Annotated in this window: 13 protein-coding genes; 5 read left to right on the top strand and 8 right to left on the bottom strand. The window is 39.1% G+C overall.

Annotation, left to right across the window (positions count from 1 at the left end):
• Positions 1-3: 3 nt before the first annotated feature.
• From AN392_RS12680 to pyrC, 5 genes are all read right to left on the bottom strand, one after another.
• A complete protein-coding gene (locus AN392_RS12680; protein ID WP_010388565.1) occupies positions 4-528 on the bottom strand; it encodes a MotA/TolQ/ExbB proton channel family protein in 525 nt (174 codons plus the stop codon).
• Complete coding sequence (locus AN392_RS12675; protein ID WP_010388563.1) at positions 528-1,892, bottom strand: MotA/TolQ/ExbB proton channel family protein; 1,365 nt, start codon at positions 1,890-1,892, stop codon at positions 528-530. Before AN392_RS12675 ends, AN392_RS12680 begins: the two co-directional genes overlap by 1 nt.
• 6 nt (positions 1,893-1,898) lie before the next feature.
• Positions 1,899-2,669 carry a DUF3450 domain-containing protein gene (locus tag AN392_RS12670; protein ID WP_013465204.1) on the bottom strand — a complete coding sequence of 257 codons (771 nt, stop codon included), beginning with the start codon at positions 2,667-2,669 and terminating at the stop codon, positions 1,899-1,901.
• Between the two features lie 1,025 nt (positions 2,670-3,694).
• The gene (locus tag AN392_RS12665) at positions 3,695-3,898 is read right to left on the bottom strand and encodes a cold-shock protein (RefSeq protein ID WP_004588138.1); all 204 of its coding nucleotides are present in this window, start codon (positions 3,896-3,898) and stop codon (positions 3,695-3,697) included.
• A 410-nt stretch (positions 3,899-4,308) separates the two neighbouring features.
• Positions 4,309-5,349, bottom strand: a complete 1,041-nt coding sequence (gene pyrC / locus AN392_RS12660) for a dihydroorotase (RefSeq protein WP_055012925.1) — start codon at positions 5,347-5,349, stop codon at positions 4,309-4,311.
• 206 nt (positions 5,350-5,555) lie between these two features.
• Between pyrC and AN392_RS12655 the strand changes: the two genes are divergently transcribed.
• The 3 genes from AN392_RS12655 (at position 5,556) to AN392_RS12645 (ending at position 10,077) form a co-directional block, all read left to right on the top strand.
• Positions 5,556-7,925 (top strand): EAL domain-containing protein, encoded by a 2,370-nt coding sequence (locus AN392_RS12655; RefSeq protein ID WP_055012924.1) that lies wholly within the window; start codon positions 5,556-5,558, stop codon positions 7,923-7,925.
• A gap of 445 nt (positions 7,926-8,370) precedes the next feature.
• Positions 8,371-9,258 (top strand): LysR family transcriptional regulator, encoded by an 888-nt coding sequence (locus AN392_RS12650; protein ID WP_055012923.1) that lies wholly within the window; start codon positions 8,371-8,373, stop codon positions 9,256-9,258.
• 54 nt (positions 9,259-9,312) lie between these two features.
• The gene (locus AN392_RS12645; RefSeq protein ID WP_055012922.1) at positions 9,313-10,077 is read left to right on the top strand and encodes a YdcF family protein; all 765 of its coding nucleotides are present in this window, start codon (positions 9,313-9,315) and stop codon (positions 10,075-10,077) included.
• A 146-nt stretch (positions 10,078-10,223) separates the two neighbouring features.
• On the opposite strand, the gene AN392_RS12640 is transcribed toward AN392_RS12645, so the two are convergent.
• Complete coding sequence (locus AN392_RS12640) at positions 10,224-10,976, bottom strand: Nif3-like dinuclear metal center hexameric protein (RefSeq protein ID WP_055012921.1); 753 nt, start codon at positions 10,974-10,976, stop codon at positions 10,224-10,226.
• 150 nt (positions 10,977-11,126) lie between these two features.
• Between AN392_RS12640 and AN392_RS12635 the strand changes: the two genes are divergently transcribed.
• The gene (locus AN392_RS12635) at positions 11,127-11,489 is read left to right on the top strand and encodes a hypothetical protein (RefSeq protein WP_010388549.1); all 363 of its coding nucleotides are present in this window, start codon (positions 11,127-11,129) and stop codon (positions 11,487-11,489) included.
• Positions 11,490-11,521: 32 nt separating this feature from the next.
• Here the strand turns inward: AN392_RS12635 and AN392_RS12630 are convergent, their stop codons facing one another.
• Positions 11,522-11,998 carry an HPP family protein gene (locus AN392_RS12630; RefSeq protein WP_055012920.1) on the bottom strand — a complete coding sequence of 159 codons (477 nt, stop codon included), beginning with the start codon at positions 11,996-11,998 and terminating at the stop codon, positions 11,522-11,524.
• A gap of 101 nt (positions 11,999-12,099) precedes the next feature.
• On the opposite strand from AN392_RS12630, the gene AN392_RS12625 reads away from it, so the two are divergent.
• Positions 12,100-12,675, top strand: coding sequence for a TetR/AcrR family transcriptional regulator (locus AN392_RS12625; RefSeq protein WP_055012919.1), 576 nt, complete (start codon positions 12,100-12,102; stop codon positions 12,673-12,675).
• A 62-nt stretch (positions 12,676-12,737) separates the two neighbouring features.
• Here AN392_RS12625 and AN392_RS12620 read toward each other — a convergent pair whose 3' ends face one another.
• The gene (locus tag AN392_RS12620) at positions 12,738-15,911 is read right to left on the bottom strand and encodes an amidohydrolase family protein (RefSeq protein ID WP_055012918.1); all 3,174 of its coding nucleotides are present in this window, start codon (positions 15,909-15,911) and stop codon (positions 12,738-12,740) included.
• Positions 15,912-15,977: the final 66 nt, after the last annotated feature.

Raw genomic sequence — 15,977 nt, 5'->3', positions numbered from 1 at the left:
TCTCTAGTGATGAGGCATACTATCTACAAGTTTGGCTTTCACCATTCTCGCTCTTGCCTCAAGGCGTGAGCTAAAGAATACCCCAGATAGTGCCGCAACCATTCCAGCCATTGTTGGGATTGTTGCCATTGATATGCCTGATGCCATTAAACGTGCATTACCTGTACCTTGGGTTGCCATGGTTTCAAAAACCGCGATCATACCCGTAACAGTACCAAGTAAGCCTATTAAAGGACATACAGCTACTAATGTTTTAATCAACAACATACGCTGATCTAATTTTTCAGACGCTTCAGAAATCCATGCTTCACGGATTCTGTGTGCGTACCAAGACGTAGTGTCTTGGCGGGCATCCCACTTGGCTACTATTTCCTTCGTTAAACGAGGAAATTCAGCAAGTAGGAACCAATAGCGCTCAATCATTAAAACCCACATAAGAAAGAGTGCTATCGCGACCACGTATAATACCTGGCCGCCTGTGCCAACAAAATCCCTGATAGATTCCCAGATCTCCATCAGGACTAGCATTAGGCTTTCTCCTTCTCCGCGTGAGTCGCGATGATACCCGCGCTTTGCTCATCAAGGATGTGTAATACCGACTTACTACGACCTGCAACAATAGAGTGAAGTAGGATAAGTGGTAGAGCTGCAATTAGACCTAGCGCTGTAGTTACAAGTGCTAGAGAGATGTTACCAGCCATGATCTTCGGATCGCCCGTACCGAACAATGTGATTGTTTGGAACGTTAAGATCATACCGATTACCGTACCTAGTAGACCTAGTAATGGTGCGATAGCAGCAAGGATCTTGATGATGTTAATACCCGCTTCGATGCGTGGCGTTTCACGTAGAATCGCTTCATCAAGTTTAAGCTCAAGGTTTTCAACATCTTGGTTTTTGTTGTCAGAGTACACTTTAAGAATACGACCCAGTGGGTTATTTGTATTCGGTGTAGACAAGTTCTTAAGCTGACCTTTGATCTTAGAAGTAGTAAGCGCTAAATCAACGAAACGTACTAAGAAGATTAAAAGACCTACAACGAGTAATACTGTGATGATGTAACCAACTTCAGCACCTTGCTCGTAGTACTCCATAAGAGACTTTTTCTGCGTGTTGATACGTAAAATTGCACCACGTGTAGGATCCACGTATACGCCAGCGTAGTTATCAGCTGAAGTACCTTCTAGATCAGAAATACCTTTAAGGATATAGCTATCAGGTTGCTTACCTAGAGGCTGGATAGATTTAGTCTCTGGTGAGTAGATTAAGTAGCCGTCGTCTGTAACTAAGTTGAAGTTACCGATACGTGTTACTTTTTTCATAGACGGGTTACCGTCAAGACCTGCAACTTCAGTTTCAAACGTTGAAACTTTTGCTGATTCAGTCATTTCTGTTTGAAGTGAAATCCAAAGCTCTTCTAATTCACGAACAGTTGGAAGTTCTTTAGCGGCTGCTAATGAACGAAGTACTTCAGCACGACCTGGTTTTTCAGCACTTACTAAAGATGCTTCAATTGAACCAATCGCGTCAGCTGCTGCACGACGAACAACACCAAACATTTCACCTAACGTACCTTGCGCGTTTTGAAGAGCTTGCTCTTTTTCCGCTAAAGTATTTTCGTTTTGTGCATATTCTTTGCTAAGACGATCACCACGTGCTTTTTCAGCAGCTAGTTGGCTTTTCGCTTTGTTAAGTAACGCTTGCTTATCAGCACGATCTGACAAGAACTCTTGTTCACGTTGCTTATTGATTTTTCCTTCAGAGATACGCTCTTGCTTTACTTGCTCAAGAATTTTATCTAAAGCGTCAGTATTTGCATGTGCATTAAGCGCGGTACCGGCAGAAACAGACAGTACTGCTGCAACAGCAAAACCTTTAAATAGTTTCTTCATTATTGATTACTCCGCGCCAAAAATTGGTAGTTTAACAAGTTCTAGTGTCGCTTGCTTACGTGCCATACGGATCACTTCTTTAACAGGTTTTAGGTATTCTTCACCTAATTCTTTCCACTGTTTAGTGTTGTTATCCCACACCCAAGCGTGTTTTAGATCGAATGATTGCGCTACGTAAGTAATACGACCTAAACGACCGATATCTACGTTAATGCTACGACCATCAACATCTAAAGTACCTTGAGAAGCAGTTACAGCTGAGCTGTATGCTGTTTCAACAGTGTACGCTTCAAGAACCTGACGGAACTTCTCAGACGTTGTTACAGATGCAGATGCCATGATCTCACGTAATCTTTCAACGCGTCCAAGACGAGTTTCAAGGTTAAATGGAACGTCCGCTTTGATGAATTGCTCAAGCGTATCGATCATGCGATACATCAAAGGCACAACGTTTTGTTTAGTGTTATCGATAGTCGCGATTTGACGATCGAACGATGCGATAGACGCGTTTTGGTCTGCGACCAAACGTGCTACGTGATCGTTGTACACTTTCATAAGTTCAGTCTCATCAACGATGCTACGGTACTCAGCGATTAGCTCCTGAGTTTGACCATATACATTGTCAATTTTAGTTTGAGACTTAACCGCAGCCTTTTGAATTGTTTGACCTGCTTTTTGCACGTCATTCAAAGGATCTGCAATCACATTGCTGCTTGCAAATGCAAAAGCGCCAACCAACGCAGTTGCTACAAGACTCTTTCTGATTTTAACAGACATAGTTCCCAACCAATTAAGTAATGTTACTTTTATAATTTAATTATCAACCCGCTAAGGGGAAGACAACCCTGATATCTTTTAATAGATATCAACTTACCAATAATGCTAAATGCATTAAGTCATGTCAACTTCATGTTTAGCATAACCTATAAATAAATCAGCTTGTTTGTAAGATATTTACTGGGCCCGAACAAAAAAATTAACATTATTATAACTAACGTGATAAACACAATTTCTGCAAGCCCTGATATAGTAAGAATAACGATAACCACCACCGTTAATGTAAACAAAAATATAACATTTAAAATTAACTTAATCGTTGCTGAAAAAAAATTAAAAATAAGCTAATTTTCTGTCCCGAATATTCATTTTGAAGCTTTTTTAAGACTTTTTAGACCAAAAATACAGCTAATCGTTATTATTAGGTTATTCATCGCATCATAATAATGACGTGCAGATTTATTAAAAAGCAATACAAAGGGGGGGAAGGTAATTACAAAAAATCATTTTTATTAACACCTGTGTTTTTTCATCCAATTAATATAACGCTCCCTGGCCACTGTTAATATTTTCATAGGTACGAATGCCAATCCTACACACTTTTAAGCTTTTATTAACCAATAGGATTTGCAGTGATAACGCTGATAGGTTCACTGTAACGTTAAGTAATACCAACTCGCTTAATTAAATGAGCTATTTTTAAAAAGGAAAACTATGTAGATAGCAAGGCAAAAAATTTACTTAGTTGTCCTAGATGAGAAATTTTTAACGCAGTTATCGACTCATCTGCCCTCTCAATATGGTTAAGTATTTTACGTAATGGCACAGCTAATATGTAGTTGGCCGATGAAATACTCAAAGCACGAAGTTTTATAAACATATAGATAAAATGAGGGTTTAAAGGAATTATAGCTACTAAAAGAATTAGGGCGTTACAGAGGAGTAAATGAGTTTTGTAGATGTATATAAATTATGGTGAAACAGGTTAGTGCTTCACCACGATGAACTTAGGTTCACATAATAAATTATGCTACTTCTACGTTCTCAGCTTCTGGGCCTTTTTGACCTTGCTTGATGCTGAAAGTCACTGCTTGACCTTCGCTAAGAGTGCGAAAACCAGAACCAGTGATTGCGCTGAAATGTACAAACACGTCAGGACCATTTTCTTGTTCAATGAAACCAAAGCCTTTAGCTTCGTTGAAAAATTTTACTTTACCAGTAACCGACATACTAAATTTTCCTGTAAGTCAATAATTAAAATTCAGCCATATAATTATGGCAATATCCTCCCTGAGTCAATGCCCAAAAAACTGGAGGTGATAGTACAGGAAGAAGTAATAACCAAACCGGTAACCTTAAACGCAGCACAATACCGTAATTCAATACGCAAAAACTCAAAGCCAATTAAGGTTAACACATTAATATTTTTTTAGCTCTATTAATTGGGATTTATTTTTGAAGATTCATCGATTTATTACTTTCTTTATAAGTTTCTAATTTTTATAAGGATAAACAACCTAAAAGTTGTGTTTTTTATAAGCAGATTATAAATTTTTAAAATAGGGTTCCTCCAAAACGCTTTTTTGGTAATTGAAAATAAAAAACCACCTTAGTTTAGGTGGTTTTAGCTTAATCTTTACTATTTAACTTGCCAGTCAATAACACTATCGGCTTTAATCGGTACTACTTCTGAATCTCCTAGCGAATAACTTGCTGGCACTGTCCAAGGCGCTTTCTCCAAGGTAATAGTGTCTGTATTACGCTCAAGGCCATAAAAGTCTGGACCGAAGTGGCTTGCAAAGCCTTCTAACTTATCAAGCGCTCCTGCCTCTTCAAAAGCTTCAGCATAAAGTTCAATAGCTGCATGCGCGGTATAAGCACCGGCACAACCACATGCCGCTTCTTTTTTATCTTTATAATGTGGGGCTGAATCCGTGCCTAAAAAGAATTTTTTACTACCACTTGTCGCTGCCGCCATAAGCGCTAGTTGATGAATGTTACGCTTTAATATAGGTAAGCAGTAATAATGTGGGCGTATCCCCCCTGCTAACATATGGTTGCGGTTATATAACAAATGATGCGCAGTAATTGTAGCTGCTACATTATCCGAGGCATTTTCAACAAATTCTACTGCATCTTTCGTTGTTATATGCTCAAGGACAATTTTAAGCTCAGGAAAGTCTGCGACAACGTCGCCTAATATAGTGTCTAAAAATACTTTTTCACGATCGAATATATCAATAGAAGAGTCAGTGACTTCACCATGGACAAGTAAAAGCATGCCAACCTCTTGCATTGCTTTTAATACTGGGTAGATATTTTTTACTGATGTTACACCAGAATCCGAGTTAGTTGTTGCACCCGCTGGGTACAATTTAGCTGCAAAAATTTTACCTGTCGCTTTTGCTTTTTTTATTTCATCAGGCGTCGTTTTATCAGTAAGGTAAAGCACCATTAAAGGTTCAAACTGCCCTTGAGGTTTTGCAGCCATAATTCGCTCTCGGTACGACAATGCGGTTTCTGTACACGTAGCTGGCGGAACTAAATTTGGCATAATTATCGCGCGGCCCATATAACGGCTAATGTCACGCACCGTATCTTTTAACTGATCCCCATCGCGTAAATGCACATGCCAATCATCGGGTCTAGTAATCGTTAAAGTTGTCATTTTGCTCGTCATCGTAAAGTCCTAATGCTTAAGTTAACTGATCATAGGCATATGGTGTTTTCGAGTAAAGGGCTTATTAGAAATAATCCTTAGATACTACATTTAAAGTTAACTTTACACTTTATGATTCTCATTTAACGTTTTATTTTGTAGAAACGTTAATATTAGGTTAACGTATGTACCTTTAATAATAATTATAAGGCCTCCCAAAGCTGCTTATGTCGAACACTATCGATACCACTAAAGCGCTCGAAACTAAAACGGATCAATTGAGTATAATCAATCAGTTCTCGTCAAGTTTATTGCAACTGAATACGTTAGAAGCGCTTTTTAGTTATGTCACTACACAGGTTGTTAATCGACTTGGGTTTGTAGACTGCGTTATTTACTTAGCAGATGACAGCCAATCTTTGCTGAATCAAGTAGCTTCTATGGGTATTGAAAGCGAACATATCAGTTATCAGTCTGAACGCAAAATCATTCGCTTTAGCGAAGGCATAACAGGCTATGCAGCATCCACAGGGCAAGCATTAATAATTGGTGATGTAAATAAAGACAGCCGTTACATAGCTGATGAACGCCCTGCCCAATCAGAAATATGCGTCCCCTTAATATACAAAGATCGCGTGCTTGGGGTTATAGACTGTGAGCACCCAATAAAAAATTACTTTACTAGTTCGCATCTAGAGATTTTAACTACGGTAGCTCATTTATTAAGCGCAAAAATCAATCAAGTGAATACCGTTAATAGCTTGCAAGACACAGTAATGCAGCTCAACAATGCACAAAAATTAGAAAGCAGCCTACTGCAAATAGCTAACTTAACCTACAAAGCACAAAATTTAGATACGTTTTTTAAATCGCTGCATGTAATTATTGACAGCTTATTGACTGCAAGTAACTTTTTTATTGCGTTGTACGACAAAAAAGAAGACGCACTCGACTTTGTTTATACCGTTGAAGGCGGTGTACAAACAAATACCCATAAAATAATTTCCAAAGATCAACTAAAAGAAACAGCCTCTTATTATTTGCTGATTAATGAACGACCATTACTACTTAATAAACAGCAATACCATGAACATATTGCACAAGGCCATTTTAAGTTAGTAGGTGAACAAGCTGATTCATGGTTAGGTGTGCCTTTTAAAGTTAATGAGCGTATGAGTGGCGTCATTGTTGTGCAAAGTTATGACGAACAACATTATTATAATGAGCATGATAGTTCGCTGCTAACCTATGTAAGCCGTCAAATAAGCATGGTCATAGATAGGCATTTAGCCCGTCAAGAGCTGGAGCACAAAGCGCTGCACGATGAGCTAACTGGGCTGGCAAACCGTTCGCTACTGATTGAAAGAATGAAGCATGCGATTTTACGCCTAAATCGCGCTAGAAAAGGCACTTTTCATGCCCTGCTTTACCTTGATTTTGATCGCTTTAAGAGTATTAATGATTCGTTAGGTCACGAAGTAGGTGATCACTTTTTAATTGCTATATGTAAACTCATTACTCAAACGGTACGCAATACCGATACCTTTTCTCGCTTAGGTGGCGATGAGTTTGCTATTTTTATGGAAAACCTCAGTCATCGTGACCAAGTAAACGATGCCCTTACTCGCATTAAAACGGCACTATCTGAACCTGTCAATATTGATGGCCATTTACTGCAGCCCTCCACCAGTATTGGCGTTGCATTTAGTGACAGCGTAGACGATGAAGCATTTGTATTATTGCAACAATCAGATGCGGCTATGTATGAGGCAAAATCATCTGGGCGTGGCCAAGTTAAATTTTTTAATAACGTGATGCGCAATAAGCTAAAAACGCATGCAGATCTTGAAAACGATTTACAGCACGGTATTGAGCATAATGAATTTGAACTGTATTTTCAGCCTATCTTTACTATTAACAGTGGCGAGGTTATAGGATTTGAAGCTCTCGTACGTTGGCATCACCCAAAAAAAGGGTTTATATCACCGAACGACTTTATTCCAATTGCTGAAAAGACCGGGCAAATTATTAACTTAGATTTGCATTTACTAGACCTCGCAGCGCAACATATTGCTTTGTGGCAACAACAAGGGCATCGCTTTTTACGTGTCACGGTTAATGTATCTTCTCGACACTTTGCCAGTTTAGAATTTGTAGAGCAGCTCCATAGTATTTATAAAAAACACCACCTACCACTGGGCTCATTGTGTCTTGAGATAACTGAATCGGGACTGATCGAAAATTTAGAATTAGCGACGCAAATTATACAAGGGTTATCACCTTTAAAAGTGTTGCTTTGCCTTGATGATTTTGGCACAGGCTATTCTGCTCTAGGCTACTTGCACCAACTGCCAATTCATGTAATGAAAATTGATAAAAGCTTTATTGATAACTTAAAAACCACTGCTAACCCATTAATAGATGCTATCTTAACCTTGGCTATTTCTTTAGATCTTATTGTTATTGCAGAAGGAATAGAAACCGCTGAGCAACTTACTATTTTACAAAAAACCCAATGTGATTATGGGCAAGGCTTTTTAAAATCAAAAGCTGTTACAGCAACAGAGGCCATAGCATTAATACACAGCCCTCTTTAATGGCTAGGCACAGCTGGAATTTACAACCAAGTATTTAGGATTAAACTGACCACTGTGCTTACTCGCTTTAATACTCTTAATAATTTAATCTCGTTTGTAAGAGCATACCAATTAAACCTTGATGCTAAATGCTAACCTCAACAACATGTTTTACAACAACACATTAATCGCTAAACATGCATAACTTACTCCATAACCAAATTCACACTGCTTTATTTTAATTTCAGCTTAACTATTTAAACCCGATTTAACATGAGCTAAATTCAACAATAAACAAATAACAAAACAATATTTGACTATGGAAAGTTAATAAATTTAATGTTTGCAGTAAAAAACACACCAAACCTCACTTTTATAGCCATCTAGACGTTGAAACGATTTTTATATAAGCGTAGTATGTAGTTAATCTAAGCAATACTCACCATACCCATGAGATTTATTAAAGATGATTGACATTAAACACCTAAAAACTATAGCGACCCTTAAAGAAACGGGATCGTTAGTTAATACAGCCCGCGAGCTATTTTTAACTCAGTCAGCTTTATCACATCAGATCAAAGATTTAGAAAATAAATTAGATTGCCAGTTGTTCGAACGAAAAACTCAACCCGTCCGATTTACACCTCAAGGTATGTTATTACTTGAATTAGCACACGAAATATTACCTAAGTTAGAAGCAACTAAATGCCGATTAAAAGAAAGTTTAAATCAGCCAATCTCACAACTGCGTCTAAGTGTTGAATGTCATGCCTGTTTTCATTGGTTATTACCTACTATTAAAGAGTTTAATAATTTTTGGCCTGACATAAAAATTGATTACGAACGTGGTTTTAGTTACGACGCCATCCCAGACTTATTAAACGATGAATTAGACCTAGTGCTTACTTCAGATGTGCGTGAACCCGACAAACTAGAATACGCCCACCTATTTGACTTTAAACTTAAGCTAATAGTGGCACCGGATCATGACTTAGCTAAAAAAGCCTACGTAACTGCGCTTGATTTAAAAAACGAAACTATTATTTCTTACCCGATTCCCCGTGAGCGCCAAGATATATTTAAGCATTTTATTCAAAATGCACGTTTTGATGGCACGCTTAAAACAGTTGATCAGGGCTTACTTATATTTCAATTAGTCAGTGCAGGTATGGGTGTAGCCGCCCTACCTGATTGGCTCGTTACTCCGTATGAAAGCCAAGGGCTAATTAAGTCAATTCCACTGGGCGCGCTTGGTTTAACCCGTCCGATGTACTTAGCGATGAAAAAAGACATGAAAAACAATCCGGTTTACCGTCATTTTTTAAACACTTGTAAATTAAATAACGGTCGATAAATCTAAAACTTATGAGTAACATGTTAGTAAATATATTCAACCGTGTTACTCATTATGTTTGAACTTAAAAAAATATTGGGCGGTTTACTCATGCCGTTACCATTACTAGGTTTACTTAGCCTAATACTGCTTATTTTTGCACTCAAACAACGAAAGCTTGTTATTACCTTGTCTTTTTTAAGTCTTACAACCTTATTACTTGCCAGTACGCCCTGGGTTGCCAACTTATTGATTAAACAGAATCAACCTACTTCATTGGCGTTTAGTATCAATGATCACCCAAGCATAGATAAAATTGTGGTACTTGGCTGCGACATAAACCCTAACCCAGCCCTTAGTGCTAACAGCCAGCTAGGAAATTGTGCATTAACACGTTTAGTGGAAGGTATTAGGCTCGCTAATATATATCCTCAAGCTCAGTTAATTGTATCAGGTGGGGGTTATGAAAAAGTCACCAACAGCGCACTTATGTATAAAACGGCAATTAGCTTGGGTATGAATAAAAATCGCATTGTACAAAATCCAAACGCAATGGACACAGCGCAAGAAGCCGCATTTTTAGCCTCAAAACTAGTTGATTATAATACCGCTTTAGTTACTTCTGTAAGCCATATGCCCAGAGCAATAAATTTATTTAATGCTCAAGGCATCACTGTGATCCCCGCAGCAACTGACTACCACAACTTTGCAGCGTACCCTTGGTATAAGCAACTCATACCCAACGCAAAAGCATTACTAGTAGTGACTCAATTTGCCCATGAAGTACTTGGCGATACATGGATAAAAATACGTCGCACAATAAATCCTGAAGCTCTTTGATTTTTTATTGTTGATGGGTTTTAACCTCAGCGGAAACTCTTTATAACATATTAAAGTAATAAGTTATTTTAACTTTAGATTTTAAAGAACCTACTCAAGATAAGTATGAATAGGTTACTTAGACGGTATTGTATTTACGGCAAAGCTTACACTGGGTTGTCTATATCAATAAATGTTACATCAAAGCCATATTTATCAGCAAGGTATTCACCCAGCGCTTTAATACCGTATCGCTCTGTGGCATGGTGGCCAGCAGCAAAAAAGTCGATATTTTGCTCGCGAGAACTATGTATTGTTTGTTCTGACGCTTCACCGGTTAAGTAAGCATCTAGCCCCTGCTCAGCTGCTAAATCTATATAGCCTTGCCCGCCACCAGTGCACAGGGCAATTGTTTCTATTTTATCATTACGCACTAAACTTGTCAGAGGCTCGCGATTAAGCACTTGGTTTATTTTTTTAGCAAATTCGCACCCCGTTAGCGGCGTTTTTAACCGCCCTTTCATCGCGACACTGTTATTGACTGGCTCTAAACCTGCTTCAATCTCAATATCGAGTAATTGCGCTAGCTGAGCGTTGTTGCCGATTTCAGGGTGAATATCTAATGGCAAATGATAAGCAAATAAATTGATGTCGTTAGCTAAAAGTGCAGCCACACGACGTTTTTTCATGCCAATGATAGGTTGTGGCTCGCCTTTCCAAAAATAGCCATGGTGTACCAAAATGGCATCAGCATTTTTTTCAATCGCGGCATCAATAAGTGCTTGGCTTGCCGTTACACCCGTTACTATGGTGCGTATCTCATCTTTACCTTCTACCTGAAGTCCGTTTGGACAAAAATCGTTAATGGTTTCTGGCTTTAACAGGGTATTTAATAGTTGATTAAATTCTCTACGTTGCATACTACTTACCTTACTTTGCACTGAATTTTGTACAAATTTTGGCGGTTATGCGCTAAAAATGAAAGGAAAATCGCAAAAAATTGAAAAACAGTTCTAAAATAGGTATAAATACCTCTTCTTTATCTGTGTAAACAACGTATAGGGTCTCTGATGAGCAAACTAGACAAAACAGAAGTGTTATCTGCCTTTGAAGCTGCATATGAAGCTGCCAATGGTAAAAAACCTGAAATAACAACTAAACCTGGCTGGTACAGCGTTGATGGCGGCAAGAATATGCGCCTAGCTGATGTAGCAGAGCTGACTAAAGAATTAAGCTCTGGAAAGTCTACAAAAAAAGCTGCAGTAAAAGCACCCGCTAAAAAAACTAAAAAAGCTGCTCCTGTAAAAGCACAGAAAAAAGCGCCTTTCACCGTGATCACTGAGAACGAAGAAGGTTACACAGCAGAAGAGCTTTGGATAGTAGAGCTTGCTCGTAAAGATCACGATTGTCGCCTACCGCGCGGTGTAGTGTAATTCACTGAGTGCTCAGTATAAAAGAAACCGCGTTAAGCGGTTTTTTTATGTTTAGTTTCTATCAATAGCTCCAAAAACCACGTCGCGACAAAACCACACACCACAATAAACACTGTCCCGGCAAGTACTGGCATTATTAAAAAATCCCAACTTTGGCTAGACTCAATAATTAAGATAGGGTTTGCACCGGCAGCAGGGTGAATCGTTTTAGTGATCATCATCAAAGTTATAGCAATACCCACAGCCAGCCCAATCATGATCGCACTATCAGCACTATAATAGCTAAAAACAACCCCAATCATTGCGGTCAGCATATGCCCCCCTATTACGTTTTTTGGCTTAGCTAATGGGCTCTGTGGTACGCCAAAAACAAGCACAGCTGTTGCGCCGAATGGCGCCATTAACCAAATACCGTAATCACCCATATAATTTAGCCACGCTAAAAAAGCCAAAACAAAAGTAGAAAAAACACCTGCGATTAATGCCGACTTTATTTGCTCACTATGCATATTACCTCCTTAAAAGTAGACCGACTTGTCTACACCTGCAATATAGACAAGTCGGTCTACCTATGTCAAGCTGTGTTTTTACTGCTCAAATTTGGAATCTCATGGATAAACAACAACAAATAATCAGTACGGCACTGAGCCTTTTTTATAAAAAGGGTATACACGCTGTTGGTATTAATGAAATTTTAGCTGTATCCTGCATTGCAAAAAAAACCTTATACAAGCACTTTGAAAGCAAAGATGCACTTATTTGTGCTTGTTTAGTCGCACGCGACATGTGCTTTAACGCTTGGCTAAAAAAAATATGTCTACAACCAAGTGCTATATTAGTCGCGCAAGCAATTTTTTTCGGACTGAAAAAGTGGATTAATAATGAGGTTTCAGAGTTAGGTAACTTTAATGGCTGTTTTTTTATTAATACTGCAGCTGAATACCCTATAGAGAATGACCCTATTGCCAAACTTTGCAAACAGCATAAGCAAACGAACTTTGAGATTATACTATCAGCTCTTTTAGAAACCCCTGAATTTGCTCATAATAGAGAAAAAGCAATTGAAGCCGCACACCATTTACTCATTTTAAAAGAAGGATTTATAATTAGAGCGAGAGTGATGCATGATGTATCAGTAGCTCCACCTAGTGATAATATTTTAAAAGCGATAGTAGCAGTTGGTTAAATAGGTAAACACAATATAAAAAAGCGGCTAAATAGCCGCTTATTAACTAAAAAACGCCTGCCTTATTCAAAAAATAATGGGGCACGTTGTTTTTTACCAACTTCGTTCATCGTTGCTGCGTCGAACAAGCGGCCGTTGATCATGGTGTAATCAATTTTGTCTGAATCGCGGATGTTTTTCAGTGGGTCGCCATCTATAACCATTAAATCTGCCAGTTTACCGACTTCTAATGAGCCTACGTTTTTATCTAAACCTAGGTATTTAGCAGGATCGAGCGTTGATGCTCGAATAGCCTCAAGCGGCGTCATACCACCTTGAGCAAACATCCACATTTCCCAGTGCGCACCTAAACCTTCACGCTGACCATGTGCACCTAAATTAACCAGTACACCTAAATCTTGTAGTTTAGCTGCCACACGTGCATTGTTAAAGTGGTTATAGTGATGATCGGGCGCTTTAACACGACGCATTGAACGTGGTAATAATTGATTTTTTGGCACAAACTTGCTCAATCGAGGATGATTCCACACATCAGTTTTATCGTACCAGTAGTTTTCACCCCAAATACCGCCATAGGCAACCACCAATGTAGGCGTATAACCTACATCACTTTGTGACCACAACTGCTTAATATCATCATAAATATGTTCAACCGGAATGGAATGCTCAATTCCTGTATGCCCATCAACCACCATACTCAAGTTATGTTGTAATAATGAGCCCCCTTCTGGCACTACCATCATTTCAAGTTCACGACCAGCCTCTATCACTTGCTGACGCTGCTCTCTGCGAGGTTGGTTATAAGATTTAACACTAAACGCCCCTACTTTTTTCAAACGCTCTAAATGAAATTTAGCATCATCTAATGAATCAATATGCGAAGTATAACCAGGCATATTCGCTCCATATAAAATGGTACCGGTAGAGAAAATACGCGGGCCGACAATCATACCGGCTTTTTGCATTTCACTGGCAGTGAATATTTCAGTGGTGTCGTTTGATGGATCGTGGATGGTGGTAACACCTAGCGCAAGGCCTGCAAAGTTTTTCCAGTTTTGTTGTGGGATAATTTCATCGCTTGCTTGTGAGCCATGCGCATGCGCATCAACCATACCAGGCATAATTGTTTTACCTGTTACATCAACAACCTTAGCACCTTTTGGAACGCTAATATCTGCAGCAGAGCCAATGGCTTTGATATGCTTACCATCGGTAACAATAACGCCATTTTTAATGACTTTTTCGCCGTCCATAGTAATAATTTTTGCGCCAGTTAAGGCAATCATACCTTCTGGTTCAGCCATTTTTTTACTAAAACCAATGTTAGTCCCGCTTTTGACTTTAACGTCTTGGTCATCGGCTTTATTAATAGCAAACATTCCCTCTAAACTGGCATGGTATAGCTCAGGGCCAAGTGTCCAATAGAGTTTATTGCTGTTGGCACTCCAGCTAATATTTTCACCAGCACGAACAGATAATTGCTCAATTGGAAATTGGCTGTCTTTAGGCCCAATATTAATGGTTTTACCACGCTCAACAAACGGTGTTACAAACACTTTAAAGCGCTCTGCAAATGCTAAATACTCACCATCAGGCGATACCCTAAATTCAGTGGCATGCTCTGATTCATAGAGTTTGCGCACTTTTTTACTTTCAAGCTCAACCACACTTAACGTTGGTTTAGGCCATGGACTCATAACATAAACACGATCGTTGGCACTACCAAACTGCGGTTGGTAACCACTTTTAGAAATTAGTTCACTCTTACCACCTTTAGTGCTAACACTGTAAATACCAGGGTGTAATGACCATTTAGGATTTAAAATGCTGCCGCCGCTGGCTTTACGATAAACTACAGTTTTGCCATCAGGGCTAAAGGTAGGCTCTACATATTTACCCGGTTCATCGGTAATAGTATCGCCGCGACCACTTCGTGCAGAAACAACGCGCACTGTGCCTTGTTCATTATCGTCCCACGTGGTGTAGACAATTTTTTTGCCATCACGCGAGTACTGTGGAAATAACTCATAATGATCGGTTTGCTTGGTTAAACGTTTGATTTTTCCTGAGTCTAAATCGCGTTTATAAATATGACCCAGTGCTTCAAACAATGCCGTTTCGCCATCTGGGCTAATTTGTACATTTCGCAGCATTTTTACATCAAATTCTTCAGTATCGATATTTTGAGTAAAGCGCACCGCTTTTTGAATTTTTTTCGTGGTGTCTATTTTGAATGCAATATCGCTGACAGATTTATCATCGACATTGAGTTTATGAATGGTGCCACCAGCCCAAAATACTAACTCTTCATTATCTGGTGTCCACGCAATTGTTGGGTATACCCCATGAATAGCCCATGTTTCTTGCATATCGCGCTCTAACTTGTCATATAGCTTGGTATGCTCACCGCTGGTTAAATCGTATAAGTACAAGCTAGTTTGAAAGTCATCACGCTTTACATAGGCAAGTTTTTTACCATCAGGTGACGGAGTTGGTCTGATTGCCCCACCCATACCACTAATAATCGTTTCTATTTCACCGGTTTCACGATCATAGCGCTTAATTTTATAAATACCCGCAACCGAATCTTTTGAGTAATGAAAGGTTTTACCTGGGGTGGCATCATGAGAAAAATAAACATAACGGCCATCAGGTGAAAACATCGGCTCACCTAAATCTTTTTGATCGTTTTCACGTTTAGTCAGTTGTACCCCTTTACCACCCGCTTTGTGATAAAGCCAAACTTCACCCGCGCCCAAAGAACGACTGGCGGTAAAGTGCTTACGTGCAACTAAATAATCGCCATCAGGGCTCCATGCCGGGCTATTAAGTAAACGAAACGTTTCGTCCGTTACTGCAGTTTGATTCTCGCCATTAACGTCCATAACCCAAATATTATCACCGCCCCCCTGATCTGAGGTAAATGCGATATGTTTACCATCTGGGCTAAAACGCGGCTGCATTTGCCATGCGATATCTGAGGTTATTTGAGTGGCTTTACCACCACTCATTGGCATAGTGTAAATATCGCCCAGTAAGTCAAATACTAAGGTTTCTCCATCAGGGCTTATATCTACATTCATCCATGTGCCTTGCTCTACACTAATGGAAGCATCTACAAATTGCCCTTTTGGTGAATCAACTTGCCATTTTTTTTCATCTGTTTGCTCTGCGTGTACTTGACCCAATGCCAATGAAACTGATAACGCAAGCGCTGTTTGCAGCATTTTCTTCATGCTTATCTCACTTATTATTGTTGCTGTGTGTTGCTCTATTACATGATTGCAACAAAAACGCTAGCA

The organism is Pseudoalteromonas sp. P1-16-1b, from assembly GCF_001401785.1.
Classification (GTDB): domain Bacteria; phylum Pseudomonadota; class Gammaproteobacteria; order Enterobacterales; family Alteromonadaceae; genus Pseudoalteromonas; species Pseudoalteromonas undina.
The sequence above is the reverse complement of the archived record's forward strand: the minus strand, read 5'-3'. Positions and strand labels throughout refer to the sequence as shown.

Excerpts from the sequence above, each read along its gene's own strand:
- AN392_RS12680 (WP_010388565.1), bottom strand. The coding sequence starts at position 528 with ATGCTAGTCCTGATGGAGATCTGGGAATCTATCAGGGATTTTGTTGGC.
- AN392_RS12675 (WP_010388563.1), bottom strand. The coding sequence starts at position 1,892 with ATGAAGAAACTATTTAAAGGTTTTGCTGTTGCAGCAGTACTGTCTGTT.
- AN392_RS12670 (WP_013465204.1), bottom strand. The coding sequence starts at position 2,669 with ATGTCTGTTAAAATCAGAAAGAGTCTTGTAGCAACTGCGTTGGTTGGC.
- AN392_RS12665 (WP_004588138.1), bottom strand. The coding sequence starts at position 3,898 with ATGTCGGTTACTGGTAAAGTAAAATTTTTCAACGAAGCTAAAGGCTTT.
- pyrC (WP_055012925.1), bottom strand. The coding sequence starts at position 5,349 with ATGACGAGCAAAATGACAACTTTAACGATTACTAGACCCGATGATTGG.
- AN392_RS12655 (WP_055012924.1), top strand. The coding sequence starts at position 5,556 with ATGTCGAACACTATCGATACCACTAAAGCGCTCGAAACTAAAACGGAT.
- AN392_RS12650 (WP_055012923.1), top strand. The coding sequence starts at position 8,371 with ATGATTGACATTAAACACCTAAAAACTATAGCGACCCTTAAAGAAACG.
- AN392_RS12645 (WP_055012922.1), top strand. The coding sequence starts at position 9,313 with ATGTTTGAACTTAAAAAAATATTGGGCGGTTTACTCATGCCGTTACCA.
- AN392_RS12640 (WP_055012921.1), bottom strand. The coding sequence starts at position 10,976 with ATGCAACGTAGAGAATTTAATCAACTATTAAATACCCTGTTAAAGCCA.
- AN392_RS12635 (WP_010388549.1), top strand. The coding sequence starts at position 11,127 with ATGAGCAAACTAGACAAAACAGAAGTGTTATCTGCCTTTGAAGCTGCA.
- AN392_RS12630 (WP_055012920.1), bottom strand. The coding sequence starts at position 11,998 with ATGCATAGTGAGCAAATAAAGTCGGCATTAATCGCAGGTGTTTTTTCT.
- AN392_RS12625 (WP_055012919.1), top strand. The coding sequence starts at position 12,100 with ATGGATAAACAACAACAAATAATCAGTACGGCACTGAGCCTTTTTTAT.
- AN392_RS12620 (WP_055012918.1), bottom strand. The coding sequence starts at position 15,911 with ATGAAGAAAATGCTGCAAACAGCGCTTGCGTTATCAGTTTCATTGGCA.